We start from the raw sequence: 14,294 nt of genomic DNA on the forward strand, positions 1-14,294 counted from the left end.
CGCCGCTCCCCTCACGGGCGGCGGCGGGCCGGGACCGCCGTCAGCAGCGTGAACAGCACCGCCGCCAGCTGCGCCAGCAGCAGCAAGTTCCGTTCCGTGCCCGGGAACTCCACCGTCACCTCCGACGACGCCGGCGGCACCGACACCGCCACCTGGTGCCCCCACGCCGGGACGATCGGCACGCTCTTGCCCCCCACCGATGCCTTCCAGCCCGCTTCCTGCTCGGCCGCCAGCACCAGCAACCGGCCCGTCGGGCCGTCGGACACCCGGACCCGGACGTCCGGCAGCCCCGCCTGGACCGGTGCCACGCCCGGTGCGTTGCCCGGCGCGCCGCCGCCCGTCACCGCCGCCTTCGCCTGCTCGGGGGAGATCAGGATCACCTGGCCCGCCGGTGGGAGCAGGCGCAGCACGCCCCGGCCGTCGGACGTCGGGGCGGCCACCGAGACCAGGTCCTTCGCCAGCGGTGGGTACGCCGCCGGGTCGACGCCCGCCGGGAGGACCACGAACTGCACCCCCGCGGCCGCCGCGGCGGCGAACGTGCGCTGGACCGCCGCCGCGTCGCCCTGGCCCAGGTCGCGGCGCCACGTCGCCAGCCGCGCCGGGGTGCCCGGCGTCGGCGCCAGTTCGTCGTCGCCGTAGTGCGGCAGGCGGCCGCCGATCTGGCGGGTCGCGTCGGTCTCGATGTCGAGGATCGACCGGCCGGACGCCGCGAGCTCGGCGGACACCTCCGGCGCGAGCGCGGGCCGTTCGCCGGCGCGCAGCGGCCCCTGACCGCCGACCAGGACCGCGCCCGCCGCCAGCCCGAGGAACACCGCGAACCCGGCGACCGCGAACACCTTCGGCAGCCACGGCGACGGGACCCCGGCCGAGCCGCCGCGCTGCCACGACCCGAGCACGACCCACAGCAGCCCGGCACCGGTGATCAGCAGCGGCACGCCCGCGTAGCCGTGCGCCGCCGCGCCACCCTGCATCGGCGTCGCCGTCACCAGGCGCACCAGGACGAGACCGCCCGCGCCCAGCGCGGCGAGCGCGAGTCCGCCGGCGGCGAGCTTCGTCGGGCGCACGACGATCGCGATCAGCGCCGCCGCGATCACCGCGACGCCGATCGGCCACGCGCCCGGCCCGCCGGGGTCGAGGCCGGCCAGGTCGGTGCCGGACACCGTCGCCGCCGCGCCGCCGAGTCCCTGGACCAGCAGCTCCGGGTGCCGCAGCAGCACCGTCGGCCACGGCAGCAGCAGCGCCAGCGGCAGCAGCACGACGATGCCGACCGACGCGATGCGCCGCGCGAGCCCCGTCGGTGCCGGCAGCACGACGAACCCGATCAGCAGCCCGGCCAGCGCGAGCCCGTGCGCGAGCGGGGAGAACGCGCCGAGCACCGCCACCCCTATCGCTGATAGAGCGGAGACGTGCAGCCAGCGCGTGTCCGCGCGGACCAGCAGCCCGGCGATGCCCGCGGCGACCAGCGGCAGCGCGAGGTGCACGACGACGACGTCGAGCCGGCCCTGCGCGACGCCGGCGGTCGCGGCGGGCAGCAGCGCGTACGTCGCGGCGATGACCGCGCGGACCCAGCGGCGCACGCGCAGACGTCGAGTCGCGACATACGCCCCTATCGCCGATAGAGGGATGTCCCCGAGGAGCAGGATCGCCACGAGCGCGGCCGGGCCGCCGATCGGCGCGAACGCCGCGCCGAGCGTGCCGAGCACCGGGAGCGTCGCGGACGCGGGGGCGCCGGTGCCGCCCGCGATCGCGTGCCACGGCGTCAGGTACGACGACCAGAGCTCGCCCAGCCCGCCGACCGGGAGCAGCTTGCCGCCGAAGAGGTCGAGGCCGAGCCGGGCGCGGTTGACGACCAGTCCGAGCGCGGTCATCACGACGAGCAGCACGACCGGCGGCGCGAAGATCGTCGCCGCGAGCACGCGCCGGCGGTTCACTTCGACGAAGACGAGCTCGGGCTCTTCGGCGACAGCCGGGGCGTCTTTGGTCTCGACGGCCGCTTCGGGCGCCGGGGTTTCCGGCAGCGCGACGGCGACGAGCGTGCCCGGCTTGCGCAGCCCGGACCCGCGCGAGCTGAGCCCGCGCAACGCGCCCGCCGGCAGCGCGTCCGGCCCGACCGGCCGGGTCTCCCGCGCGTCGAGCGCCTCCGGCGTCACCCACGCGGATTCGGTTTCGACGGTCTCGGGCACGCGCCCGAGTGCGACATCTTCCTCGACGCCGCGGCGCACCAGCCCGACGACCCCGGCGCGGACGGCGTTGCGGAGCCGCGTCCCGCGTCCGGTGAAGAGCCCGCGGACCGTGCCCGGCCGCGGATTCCGCCGCCGGTGGGCCCGGGCGGCGCGCAATCCGCCGCGTCCACTGAGGAGGTACGTCGCCGCGGCGAACTCCGCGCGGGCTTCGCCGGTGCGGCGCAACAGGACGAAGGCGAGCGCGCGCAGCAGGGAGAGCAGCGGGAGCCGGATCATGCCCAGCCAGAAGGAAAACGGCGAGCAGTTCACGAGGAACACGCGCAGCCCGTGGGCGCGGTTCGCGGCCGCGAGCGGGGTGGCGACGGCGTCGGCCGCGCGCTGCCCGGTGGTGACGGCGCGCGCGTGCCGCACCCGCGCGGTCGGCACGGAGAGGACGACGCCGCCGGCGGCGTTCGCGCGCCAGCCGAAGTCGAGATCCTCGCGCAGCAACGGGAATTCGGGGTCGAAGCCGCCGAGGTCGTCCCAGGCGTCGCGGCGCACGAGCGAGCCGGCACTGGGCACGGCGAGCACTTCGGCGGGTTCTTCGCCGAGCGCGGCGATCTGCTGGCGGTGGCCGGAGGCGTCGGTGGACAGGCCCGCTTCGACGATCAGCCGCGGGTCGGTCCAGTCGAGCCCCAGCGCGCCGAGCACGGTCGCCGACGGGTTTTTGGTGGCGACGCGCAGGAGTTCGTCGAGGCAGTCGGGTTCGGGCGCGCAGTCGTCGTGGAGCAGCCACAGCCACGATCCGGGATCACCCCAGCGCTCGGTGGCGTGCGCGACGGCTTCGGCGACCGCGGCGGCGAAGCCGGTATCGCTCGAAAGTGTGACGACGCCAGAGAGCACGGGCGCAGAATCCGGGCCGGGATCGGCGGCCGCTTCGGCGAGCAGCCGGGCGGTGGCGTCGGTCGAACCGGTATCGACGGCGAGCACGTGCCGCGGCCGGACGGTGCTGCGGCGCAACGAAGAAAGCGCCAGCGGTAACCAGTTTTCGCCGTTGTGACAGACCACAATGGCCAGAACGGGCGCGGTGCGCAGGACGGGCGGCGCGGCGGTGCGGGGCAACGAACACTCCGGTTCAGGCGGGGAGTCGGTGCGGCCACCCTACGGCCCCGGTCCGTCACCCGATGGGTGAACCCACGCCGTGTTCACCTCACGGAATCACCGGTGACGCCGGCGCACCACCGGTGACTCCCCCTCTAGATCGCGCGTTTCTTCAGCTTGCGGCGCTCCCGCTCGGACAGACCGCCCCAGATGCCGAAGCGCTCGTCGTGGGCCAGCGCGTACTCAAGGCACTCGTCCTTGACCTCGCAGCCCAGGCAGATCCGCTTGGCTTCGCGGGTGGAGCCGCCCTTCTCCGGGAAGAACGCCTCCGGGTCCGTCTGCGCGCACAGAGCGCGTTCCTGCCAATCCTGCTCTTCTTCGGTGGCATCGATGAGCTCGGTGAGATCTCCCAGAGCCTGCTCCGGGATCTCGCCCCAACTCATGACGTGCCCCCATTCCTTACCATCGGCTTCCAACCGCACGTCCGCCTCCTCGCTCCCTAGCACTCCCCAGGCTGGCGGTGGTGAAACGACACTCGCCGTCCCCTCTAGGCGGCGAATGACATCACTGTGATTACACCCGTGTAGTGCGGTCAGGTCAAGCGGAGTAGCGAGTTCGGGGGACGTTCGGGCCCGATCGCGCAAGGGGACACGCCGGTAACTTCACACCGGGCATACGGAAGACTGGAAGCGTGCAGAAGTCAGCAGTGCGCCCCAGCCCGGTCTTCCTCGGCATCCTCGCGCTCACCGTCGCCGGCGGCGTGATGGCCGCCTTCGGCTACGTCGACCCGTACTTCGTCCGAGATCACGACGCGCTGGCCGTGGCCGGCTTGGTGATCTTCGTCGCCGCCGGCTGGGTGGCGTCGCTGACGCTGCACGAGTTCGGCCACGCGATGGTGGCCTTCCGCGGCGGCGACTACAGCGTCGCCCACAAGGGTTACCTCAATCTCGACGTCCGGAAGTACACCGATCCGGTCCTGTCGATCGTGCTGCCGCTGATCTTCCTGTTCATCGGCGGCATCCCGCTGCCGGGCGGCGCGGTCTGGATCAACCGCGGCGCGCTGCGGTCGCGCGGGACGTCGTCGTGGGTGTCGCTGGCGGGGCCGCTGAGCAACCTCGCGGTCGGCGCGGCGCTGTGCCTGGCGGTCGCGCTGATCCCGATGTCGCCCGGCCTGGTGATGGCGATGTCCTTCCTCGCACTGCTCCAGGTCGTGACGTTCATCCTCAACATCCTGCCGATCCCGGGCCTCGACGGCTGGGGCGCGATCGAGCCGTACCTGCCGCCGCAGGCACGCGCGTTCGGCGCGCAGGTCCGCCCATGGGCGCCGATCGTGCTGTTCGCGCTGCTGTTCCTCTTCCCGCCGGCGAACGCGGCGCTGTGGGACGGCGCCGACTGGGTCTTCGACCAGCTGGGCGGCTACCCCGGCGCGCGGAACGGGTTCGTCCTCTTCCAGTTCTGGAACTGAGGCCCGGGCCGGGCACCGCTCACGTGCGGTGCTCGGTCAGCCAGACGTGCGCGCGCTTCCAGACTTCCCGCAGCCCCGACCGCTCCCCGAGGTAGTCGCCCGCCGCGCCGACGACCGGCAACATGCCGATCGCACGGTGCAGGAAGTTCCCGCGCGGCCGCTTCTCCAGCTCCTCGGTGATCCCCAGCAGCCCGCGGCCCAGCCGCCACAGCGTCCGGCCCGCCGCCTTGATCGTCGCCTTGCCGTGCTTCTTCTCCGACGCCGTCAGGTCCTCGGTCAGGCGAGCCGCTTCGTCCGCCTCCGCGGCTTCGTCGTGCTCCGGGTGCTTGCCCGCCGCGAGGTCGGCGTCGATGTCGCGTTCGAAGAGCACCCACGCGATGAGCCGGACGCGGGTGCCGACGTCCGTCACGCCGTACTCGCCCGCGATCGCGCACAGCAGCAGCCCCTGGGACGCCGCCCCGAGCGTGTCCTGCACCGGGAGCCGGTCGGCCAGCGCGCCGCCCAGGCCCGGGATCGACGTCAGCAGCGCCGTGAAGCGGCCGACGCGGTTCATCCACCAGCTCGACCGGTCGTAGCCCGTCATCCGGCCCCACGCCGCCGTGCCCGGCACCTTCACCGACGTGACGCCGTGGATCAGCTTCGCCTTGAGCCCGGACTCGACCTCGGCCAGGTCTTCCTTCGCCCGCGCCTGCAGGCCGAACGGGTCCGACTCGCGCAGCGCGTCGAGCATCGGCCCGCACGCCCGCACGAACGGCCGCAGCACGGCCACGACCTGCTTGTCGGAGATCGCCTCAGCCACGTCCCGGTTTCCTTCCCGCCGCCTGGCCCAGCCCGCCGCCGAGCACCAGCGCGCCCGGCAGCGCGCTCGCGCCGAGCAGCACCAGGGCCCGCCAATCCTGGATCAGCACCAGGTCGCCGCCCGGGCCCAGCAGGCCGAGCCCGAACACGACGACCACCCACACCGCCAGGGGTACCCACGAAAGCCCGGGCCGCACCAGCTTCGCGGTCGTCGACACCAGCCACGGCGTGGTGACGGCGCCGACGATGACCGTCACCGGCAGCGGCACTACGCCGATCCGCAACGGCAGGAAGAACAGCTCCAGCACGGCCAGCAGCACCGTGTCGACGACGAGCAGCACCAGCAGCAGGCGCTGGTCGAGGGTCAGCGGCTCCGGCACGTCACAGCCCGCCGAACAGGTCGTCCGCCGCGCCCTCGGCCGGGCCGTGCGCCAGGACGAAGGAGTCGTGCGCCGGGATCGGCTGGGCGACCTCGTTCGTCAGCGCGAAGTACGGGACGTCGCCGCCGACCACTGCGAGCTGCGTCGCGTGCGCCCGCAGCGCCGCCAGCTTCGCCGGGACGTACGCGGTGACGTCGAGCGTGGTCGTGATGTCCTCGTCCGGCGTCGCGGGCAGCTCGTCGTCCGGCGGCACCGCGAACGCCGTGTCGCCGCGGGTACGCAGAGCGGCCAAGCCGGCGCGGACCGCGTCCCGCGAAGTCACCGTGTGGAACACCCGGGCCACCGGCTCCGCGCGGGTGGCCGCGGCCATCGTGATCTCGTGGGCGCGGATGTGGTCGGGGTGGCCGTAGCCGCCGAAGGCGTCGTAAGTGACGACGACCTGCGGCCGGACCTCGTCGAGGACCTCCGCCAGCTGCGCGGCCTGCTCCTCGGCGCTGCCGCCGGTGAAGGCCCGCGGGTGCGACGCCGACGGCGTGCCCGCCATGCCCGAATCGCGCCACCGCCCGATCCCGCCCAGATAACGATGTCGTGACACCCCGAGTGCGGCGCACGCGCGCTGCAGCTCGGCGGCGCGGTAGCCGCCCAGCTGGTCGGCGGCCCACGCGCCCAGCCCGGCCAGCTCGCCGAGGCCGGCCATGATCTCGCCTTCCTCACCGAGAGTGCAGGTCACCACGGTCACCTCGGCACCTTCGGCGGCGTATCGTGCGATCGTGGCGCCGGTGGTGATGCTCTCGTCGTCGGGATGGGCGTGGACGAGCAGGAGCCTGCGCGGTTCCGGGGAGATCACGGGTTGAGCGTAATTCCCGTGGTCCGACCTTCGTCGGGGACACCCTCGGTTATCCTCGCGCGAGTCGCGACCGCCGCGTCGCGATCGTCTGTACCCCCACGAAGGGCATCTTGGTGAGCACTGAAGCAACTTCGGCGGACGTCGCCGGCGTGTCCGGATCCGTTCTGTCGATCTCCGATCTCAGCGTGTCGTTCCGGACCGAGGACGGCGTCGTCGATGCCGTCAAGGGCATCGGCTTCGACGTGAAGCCCGGCGAGATCGTCGCCGTGGTCGGGGAATCGGGATCCGGCAAGTCCGTCACGTCGATGTCGGTGCTGGGCCTGCTGCCCAAGACCAGCAAGATCGCCGGCGAGCTGCGCCTCGGCGAGCGCAACCTGGCGGATCTCAAAGAGAAGGACATGCAGAAGATCCGCGGCAACCAGGTCGCGATGATCTTCCAGGAGCCGATGACCGCGCTGAACCCGGTCTACACGGTCGGCTGGCAGCTGCGCGAGGCCCTGCGCTCGCACCTGGACATCTCCAAGGCCGCCGCGGACAAGCGCGCGGTCGAGCTGCTGGACATGGTCGGCATCCCGAACCCCGAGCTGCGGTTCAAGCAGTACCCGCACCAGCTCTCGGGCGGTCTGCGCCAGCGCGTCGTCATCGCCATGGCGATCTCCTGCGACCCGAAGGTCATCATCGCCGACGAGCCGACCACCGCGCTCGACGTCACGGTGCAGGCGGAGATCCTCGGCCTGCTGCGCAAGCTGCGCGACACCCTCGACACGGCGATCGTGCTGATCACCCACGACATGGGCGTCGTCGCCGACATGGCCGACCGCGTCATCGTGATGTACCAGGGCGAGATCGTCGAGGAGTCCCCGTCGCGCGAGCTGTTCGCGTCGCCGAAGGAGGACTACACGCGGCGGCTGCTGGCCGCGGTGCCGGTGCTCGGCCAGCGCCCCGAGGGACGCCGCCTGCTCGACGACACCGGGATCGCCTCCGACAGCACCGAGGCGGCCAGGATCGCCGAGGAGATCCGGCTGGCCGACGCCGAACTGGAGGCCGTGATCGAGGAGGCCGCCCCGGCCCTCGAGATCAAGAACCTGGTGCTCGAGTACCCGGGCCGCCGCGGTCAGGGCAAGAACCGCGCGGTCGACGACGTCTCGCTGACCATCGCCAAGGGCGAGATCGTCGGCCTGGTGGGCGAGTCCGGCTCGGGCAAGACGACGGTCGGCCGCTGCGCCATCCGCCTGCTCGACCCGACCTCGGGCACGGTCTCGATCGCGGGCAAGGACATCACGAAGATGTCGGCGAAGGAGCTTCGCCCGCTTCGCCGGTACTTCTCGATCGTGTTCCAGGACCCGGCGTCCACGCTGGACCCGAAGATGACGATCGGCGAGTCGATCGCCGAGCCGATGGTGCTGCACAAGGTGCTGAGCGGCAAGGAGCTGTCGGCGCGGGTGCGCTCGCTGCTCGACAAGGTCGAGCTGGGCGGGCACTACATGAACCGCTACCCGCACGAGCTCTCCGGCGGCCAGCGCCAGCGCGTGGCGATCGCCCGCGCGCTGTCGCTCGACCCGGCGCTGCTGATCGCGGACGAGCCGACCTCGGCGCTGGACGTGTCGGTGCAGGCCCGCGTGCTGGACCTGTTCCTCGACCTGCAGCAGTCGCTGCAATTCGCGTGCCTGTTCATCAGCCACGACCTGGCGGTGGTCGACCTGCTGGCCGACCGCGTCGCGGTGATGCAGCACGGCAAGCTCGTCGAGGTCGGCACGCGCGACCAGGTGCTGCACGCGCCGCAGCAGGACTACACGCGCCGGCTCCTGTCGGCGGCCCCGGTCGCGGACCCGGTGCTGCAGGCCGAGCGCCGCGCGGCCTGGGAGGCCGGCAAGCTGGCCCCCGTGGCCGACTGAGGCCCTGAAGACACGGAAGGCCGCCACCCGGCTCGGGTGGCGGCCTTCCGGCGTTTCACGGGTGGTACGGCGGGCCGAAGGCCGGATCCTCCTCATCGGGCCGCTCCGGGGCGTACTGGCGCAACTCGCCGTCGCGGAACATCCAGACCCGGAAGAACAGCTGCTCCTGGTCCATCAGGAAGACCTGGACGGCGTGCGGGGCCAGCCACGGCAGCGTCTGCACCCGGTCGAGCAGCGCGCTCAGGTCGGCGTGGTTGAGCGCGCCGGCCCAGACCCGGCACTCCGGGTTCTTCCAGCCGCCCCAGGGATTGACCTCGGCCCCGGTCAGCTCGCGGAGGTAGCCGCAGCCGAGCGCGGCGGAGTCGTAGCGCCTCGGCGCTTCGGTGCGCAGCCACTCGCTCAGCGCCTCGGCGGCTTTCCAGTCCTCCATCGAGGTGGACAGCATCATGTTCGTCACCCAGCTCACCGGGCGATCCTGCCCGGTCGCCGACGCGCCGGGCCAGCCGTTTTCAGCCCACCCGGATGCGGGGGTCGAGGATGCCGTAGAGCAGGTCCGCGACCAGGTTCGCGATCACCACGCTCGCCGCGATCACCACCAGCCAGCCCATCAGGACCTGCGGGTCGTTCTTGTTGACCGCCTCCACCAGCAGCGTGCCCATGCCGTGCCAGGTGAAGACCGTCTCCGTGATGATCGCGCCCGTCACCGTGGCGCCGAAGTTGACCGAGAACAGCGTCATCACCGGGATCAGCGCGTTGCGGAACGCGTGCCGCCAGATCACGCGGCTGTTCGAGACGCCCTTGGCGCGCGCGGTGCGGACGTAGTCGGCGCCCAGGACCTCCAGCATCGACGCCCGCTGGAAGCGGCTGTACGCGGCGGACGTGATGGCCATGATCGACAGCGTCGGCAGCAGGAACGCGCCGACGTACTTCGCGAGCGCGTCGCCCACTCCGGTCGCCGAGAGGCTCTCCGGGCTCGTCGTGCGCAGCCACGGGTCGCCGAGGACGTCGGACAGGCCCAGCTGCCGCACCCAGCCGTTCAGGCGGATCGCGTAGCCCTTGAGGACGATGGCGATGCAGAAGATCGGCATCGAGAACATCAGGAACGCCAGCGTCGTCGCCAGGTAGTCCCAGATCGAGTACTGCTTGACGGCCGCGAGCACCCCGACCAGCACGCCGAAGACCAGCGCCAGGATCGACGCGGCCAGCACCAGCTCGAGCGTCACCTTGAAGGCCGCCATCACCTTCGGCGCCACCGGCTGGAGCGCGTTGCCCTGGGCGATGGAGATGCCCCAGTCGCCGCTGAGGAAGTGGCCGAGCCAGGTGAAGTACCGCGCGACGACGCCCTGGTCCAGGCCGAGCTTGTGCTCGGTGGCGGCGATCGCCTCGAGGTTGATGCCGGGTTTGCTGCGCAGCTCCCCGAGCGGGTCGCCCGTGTTGGCGACCATGACGAAGCAGAGGAACGTGCCGACCAGCAGGACCGGGACGGAGATGACCAGCCGGCGGAGCACGTAGAGCACGAGATTCATCCGAAACCCCCAGGTCCGGCGATCGTCGCGCGAAAACGGACGCGGGGGCGACCGGAACCGGTCACCCCCGCGTCGGCGTTCAGGCCTTCATTCTCCGCTGCCGCGGGTCGAAGGCGTCGCGAAGACCGTCACCGATGAAGTTGATCGTCAGTGAAATCAGCACGAGCACGATGAACGGCCCGAAGAACAGCGCCGGCCGCGTCTGCAGCTGGGCGTAGTTCTCCAGGATGACGCGGCCGAGCGAGGTGTCCGGCAGCTGCACGCCGAGGCCGATGAACGACAGCGCGGCTTCCGCCAGCACGGCCTGGGCGACCGCGAGGGTCGCGTTGACCGTGATGCTGCCGACCATGTTCGGCACCAGGTGCTTGAAGATGATCCGGAACGTGCCGGCACCCGAAGCGCGAGCCGCGTCGACGAACTCGCGCTGGGACAGCGACATCGCTTCGGCCCGGGTGATCCGGGCGATCTGCATCCAGCCGAACGCCGCCAGCACCAGCGCGACGATGTACCAGGAGCCGCTCCCGAACACCTTCGCCAGGATGGCCGCCGCGGCGATCTGCGGGATGATCAGGAACAGGTCCGTCACCCGCGAGACCGCCGAGTCGGTGAACCGGCGCAGGTAGCCGGCCAGCGCGCCGAGCACGACGCCGATCACCGTCGACAGGATCGACACCGTGAGCGCGATGAGCAGCGAGAACTGCGTTCCGCGCAGGATCTGCGACACCATGTCCTTGCCGACCTGCGTGGTGCCCAGCGGGAAGTCGCCGCTCGGCCTCGCGAAGGACGGGAAGGAGCTGTCCTCGTAGCTGTGCTTCCAGAACAGCGGCAGGATGATGCTGAGCAGGATGATCAGCACCAGCACCGCGGTCGAGGCCATGGCCAGCTTGTGGTGCAGGAACTTCCGGAGGACCAGCTTGCCCTGGCTCCGGGGTTCGGGCAGCGCTTCCGGCGGGAGCGTTCCGTCCTTGGTCGCGGTCTCGCTCGCGAGAAGGGAGTTCAAGTCAGCCAACGCGAATCCTCGGGTCCAGGATGCCGTACACCAGGTCGGCGATCAGGTTGGCGACGATCACGCTGGTGGCGATGACCACGAGCCAGCCCATCATCACCTGAGTGTCGTTCTTGTTGACGGCTTCCACCAGCAATGTGCCCATACCGTGCCAGTTGAACACCGTCTCGGTGATGATCGCGCCGGCGAGCACCGAGCCGAAGTTCACCGAGAACAGGGTGGTCACCGGGATCAGGGCGTTGCGGAACGCGTGCCGGAAGATGACCCGGCCGTTCGCAAGGCCCTTGGCCCGCGCGGTGCGCACGTAGTCCGAGCCCATGACCTCGAGCATCGAGGCCCGCTGGAACCGGCTGTACGCGGCGAAGCTGATCGCCATGATCGACAGCGTCGGGAGCAGGTAGGCACCGATCGTGCTGGCTATGAAGTCGCCGACGCCGTCGGTTTTCAGCTGTTCCGGGCTCGTCGTGCGTAGCCATGGATTGCCGAGGATGTCGGTCAGGCCGAGATCTCGCACCCAGCCGTTGATCTCGATCGCGTAGCTCTTCAGCACGATCGCGACGCAGAAGATCGGCATCGAGAACAGCAGGAAGGCGAGCGTGGTGGCGAGGTAGTCGACGATCGAGTACTGCTTCACCGCGGCGAGCACGCCGACGATGATCCCGATGACCAGCGCGAGGATCTCGGCGCCGACGACCAGCTTGAAGGTGACGCCGAACGCGGCCATCACCTTGGGTGCGACCGGCTGGAGCGCGTTGCCCTGCGCGATGGACGTGCCCCAGTCACCCGACAGGAAGTGCCCGAGCCACGTGAAGTAGCGCGGCACGATGCCCTGGTCCAGGCCCAGCTTGTGGGAGAGCGAGTCCAGCGCTTCCTTGCTGATGTTCGGGTTGTGCCGGAGCTCGCCGAGCGGGTCGCCGGTGGCGGCGACCATCGCGAACGACAAAAAGGTCCCGACCAGGAGGACGGGAATCGATATCGCCAGACGGCGAAGGATGTAGATCACCAGGTTCAACGAACTGCTCCTCATCCGGGCCTGGTCGTCAGAAGTGCGCTGGACCGCTACCCGGTTGTCTACCGTAGTGGGGGTAACCCTACGGTCAACAGCTACTTCCGGTGGGTACCGGGGCCCGGCTCGTGGCCGGACCCCGGTACCTCCCAGGTCATCTGGAGCGAGGGGAAAGAAGCCGCGGGGCTAGGCCCTGCTTACTTCTTCTCCCACTCGCCGGCGTTCCACAGGACACCGTTGTAGGACTGCATGTACACGCGGTCGATGCCCTTGAACGCCCACATGCTCGGCGTCTGGAACAGCGGCACGGTCGCGTACTTGTCCGCGATCGCCTTGTCGGCGGCCTGGTAGGACTGCAGCTTCACGGTCTCGTCGGTGGCGCCGACAGCCGTCTTGAACGCCTCGTCGATCTTCGGGTCGCAGAGGTTCTGGTAGTTCTGGTCACCACCGGCGTTCGGGCAGACGTAGATCGAACGCGACTGCGACTTGAACGGCGGGGAGGACCAGCCGAACAGAGCGACGTCGTAGTCACCGGTCGAGACGCGGCCACCCTTGAGGAAGTTGGCGTCGGTCTCGTCCTTGACCTCGATGCCGGCCGCCTTGGCCTGCGAGATGATGATCTCGACGGTCTGGCTGCGGCGGGCGTTCTGGTTGTGCGTGATCTTGAACGAGGCCCGCTGGCCGCCCTTGGCGAAGATGCCGTCGGCACCCTTCGCCCAGCCCGCGTCGGTCAGCGTCTTCGCCGCCGCCTCGGCACCCAGGCCGGCCTTGCTGCTGTACAGGTCGGTGTAGCCCTCTTCACCCTGGAAGAACACGATCGAGTTCAGCGGGGCCGCGTCGGCCTGGACTTCCTTGAGCAGCTTGTCGGTGATCGCCTTGCGGTCGACGACCTCGAAGAACGCCTTGCGCAGCGCGTCGTCCTTGAACATGCGGTTGAACTGCAGGTCAAGGTGCTCGTAGGTCAGCTGCGAAGCCGAACCGTAGGTCACGCCCTGCGGGGCGAGGCCCTTCATCGTGTTGGCCGCGGTGGCGTCCGGCTGGGTCGACGCCGCGACGTCGATCTCACCGTTCTGCAGCGCGGTCGCCATGGCCTTGGTGTCTTCCATGGCGCGGACCACGATCTTGGACGGGCCGCCCTTGCCGCCGCCCCACTTCGGGTTCTTCTCGAGCGTGACGGCCTTCTGGTTGGCGTCGAACGCGGTGATCATGTACGGCCCGGAAGCCGGCATGAGGTCCTTGTTGAAGCCCTTCCACTTGTTCGTCCAGAAGTCGCCGGCCTTGGCCAGCTGGGCCGGGTCACCGGTCGGCGCGAGCTTCGTGATGTCCGCGATGCCGGTCTGCTTCTCGAGGATGTGCGCCGGCAGGATCTGGACGCCGCTGAACAGGCCCTTGTAGTCGAGGTACGGCTCGCTGAAGTCCGTCTCGAGGGTCAGGTTGTCCTTGCAGGTGGCGCTCTTGATCTTGTCGTAGCCGGTGGTCGAAGCCGCGTCGAACGGGTTCTTGCCGTCCGGGCCCTTCGCCTGGCCGCTCTGCGAGAGCCAGCTCAGGTAGAAGTCCTTGCAGTCGAAGGGGGCGTCGTCCGACCACTTCACGTTCGGCTTGATCTTGTACGTGACGACCTGGGGGTCCTTGGAGGTCACGTCGACCGAGTCGAGGATGTCCTTGTTGAGCAGGATCTTGTTGTTGCCGTCGAGGACGAAGGCGTCTTCGAGGACGGCGGTCAAGATGTAGGTGTTGTACGAGCTGTTGGTGTCCGGGGTGGTGTTGTTGTACCCGGAGTACCCGTCGTCGATCCCGACCGTGACCGTGCCGTCCCAGCCCTTGACGTCCGCGAGCTTGAACGTGTCACCCTGCTCGGCCTTGCCGACCGCCATCGCCTTGACGTCGGTCGACGACCCGTTCTGGTCGGTGCTGCCCGAGCCCGAGTCGCCGCCGCTGCAGGCGCTCAGCAGCAGCGTGGCGCCTGCGACGAGCGACAAGGCGGAGACTGCTTTGGTTCTCCTCATGAAGTGTGCCCTCCTAGCACTGAGCCCTTGAATTGTGACAAGGACCCACACCGCTCCGGTTTGGTGCCGGAGCCTACGACACGCCAAGCGACACTCAACTGG

Annotated in this window: 12 protein-coding genes; 2 read left to right on the forward strand and 10 right to left on the reverse strand. The window is 70.3% G+C overall.

The annotated features are described in order from the left end of the window. Positions 1–11: 11 nt before the first annotated feature. Together BLV96_RS15325 and BLV96_RS15330 are read right to left on the reverse strand one after the other, a co-directional pair. A complete protein-coding gene (locus tag BLV96_RS15325; protein WP_086677664.1) occupies positions 12–3,284 on the reverse strand; it encodes a glycosyltransferase family 2 protein in 3,273 nt (1,090 codons plus the stop codon). 134 nt (positions 3,285–3,418) lie between these two features. Continuing rightward, positions 3,419–3,706, reverse strand: coding sequence for a WhiB family transcriptional regulator (locus BLV96_RS15330; RefSeq protein ID WP_167379630.1), 288 nt, complete (start codon positions 3,704–3,706; stop codon positions 3,419–3,421). A gap of 263 nt (positions 3,707–3,969) precedes the next feature. On the opposite strand from BLV96_RS15330, the gene BLV96_RS15335 reads away from it, so the two are divergent. Further along, positions 3,970–4,728: a site-2 protease family protein gene (locus tag BLV96_RS15335; protein WP_086677663.1), complete on the forward strand. Its 759-nt coding sequence runs from the start codon at positions 3,970–3,972 to the stop codon at positions 4,726–4,728. 19 nt (positions 4,729–4,747) lie between these two features. Here BLV96_RS15335 and BLV96_RS15340 read toward each other — a convergent pair whose 3' ends face one another. The 3 genes from BLV96_RS15340 to mshB are packed head-to-tail and all read right to left on the reverse strand — an operon-like array spanning position 4,748 to position 6,753. Beyond that, positions 4,748–5,527: a hypothetical protein gene (locus BLV96_RS15340; protein WP_086677661.1), complete on the reverse strand. Its 780-nt coding sequence runs from the start codon at positions 5,525–5,527 to the stop codon at positions 4,748–4,750. After that, on the reverse strand, positions 5,520–5,906 hold the full coding sequence (locus BLV96_RS15345) for a hypothetical protein (protein WP_086677660.1): 387 nt from the start codon (positions 5,904–5,906) through the stop codon (positions 5,520–5,522). The genes BLV96_RS15340 and BLV96_RS15345 overlap by 8 nt, the downstream gene beginning before the upstream one ends. 1 nt (position 5,907) lies before the next feature. Then, entirely contained in the window at positions 5,908–6,753 is an 846-nt protein-coding gene (mshB, locus tag BLV96_RS15350) for an N-acetyl-1-D-myo-inositol-2-amino-2-deoxy-alpha-D-glucopyranoside deacetylase (protein WP_086677658.1), read from the reverse strand. A gap of 113 nt (positions 6,754–6,866) precedes the next feature. Between mshB and BLV96_RS15355 the strand changes: the two genes are divergently transcribed. Then, positions 6,867–8,648 carry an ABC transporter ATP-binding protein gene (locus BLV96_RS15355; protein ID WP_167379606.1) on the forward strand — a complete coding sequence of 594 codons (1,782 nt, stop codon included), beginning with the start codon at positions 6,867–6,869 and terminating at the stop codon, positions 8,646–8,648. Positions 8,649–8,703: 55 nt separating this feature from the next. Here the strand turns inward: BLV96_RS15355 and BLV96_RS15360 are convergent, their stop codons facing one another. The 5 genes from BLV96_RS15360 to BLV96_RS15380 form a co-directional block, all read right to left on the reverse strand. Next, positions 8,704–9,114 carry a squamosa promoter-binding protein 15 gene (locus tag BLV96_RS15360; RefSeq protein ID WP_086677656.1) on the reverse strand — a complete coding sequence of 137 codons (411 nt, stop codon included), beginning with the start codon at positions 9,112–9,114 and terminating at the stop codon, positions 8,704–8,706. Between the two features lie 43 nt (positions 9,115–9,157). Beyond that, entirely contained in the window at positions 9,158–10,174 is a 1,017-nt protein-coding gene (locus BLV96_RS15365; protein ID WP_086677654.1) for an ABC transporter permease, read from the reverse strand. A gap of 79 nt (positions 10,175–10,253) precedes the next feature. Further along, the gene (locus BLV96_RS15370; RefSeq protein ID WP_086677652.1) at positions 10,254–11,183 is read right to left on the reverse strand and encodes an ABC transporter permease; all 930 of its coding nucleotides are present in this window, start codon (positions 11,181–11,183) and stop codon (positions 10,254–10,256) included. Next, on the reverse strand, positions 11,176–12,192 hold the full coding sequence (locus BLV96_RS15375; RefSeq protein WP_086677650.1) for an ABC transporter permease: 1,017 nt from the start codon (positions 12,190–12,192) through the stop codon (positions 11,176–11,178). Before BLV96_RS15375 ends, BLV96_RS15370 begins: the two co-directional genes overlap by 8 nt. 191 nt (positions 12,193–12,383) lie before the next feature. After that, the gene (locus BLV96_RS15380; RefSeq protein ID WP_167379607.1) at positions 12,384–14,192 is read right to left on the reverse strand and encodes an ABC transporter family substrate-binding protein; all 1,809 of its coding nucleotides are present in this window, start codon (positions 14,190–14,192) and stop codon (positions 12,384–12,386) included. Positions 14,193–14,294: the final 102 nt, after the last annotated feature.

Origin of the sequence: Amycolatopsis pretoriensis (assembly GCF_900107925.1) — a bacterium.
In the GTDB taxonomy this organism is placed as follows: domain Bacteria; phylum Actinomycetota; class Actinomycetes; order Mycobacteriales; family Pseudonocardiaceae; genus Amycolatopsis; species Amycolatopsis pretoriensis.

Excerpts from the sequence above, each read along its gene's own strand:
- BLV96_RS15330 (WP_167379630.1), bottom strand. The coding sequence starts at position 3,706 with ATGAGTTGGGGCGAGATCCCGGAGCAGGCTCTGGGAGATCTCACCGAG.
- BLV96_RS15365 (WP_086677654.1), bottom strand. The coding sequence starts at position 10,174 with ATGAATCTCGTGCTCTACGTGCTCCGCCGGCTGGTCATCTCCGTCCCG.
- BLV96_RS15380 (WP_167379607.1), bottom strand. The coding sequence starts at position 14,192 with ATGAGGAGAACCAAAGCAGTCTCCGCCTTGTCGCTCGTCGCAGGCGCC.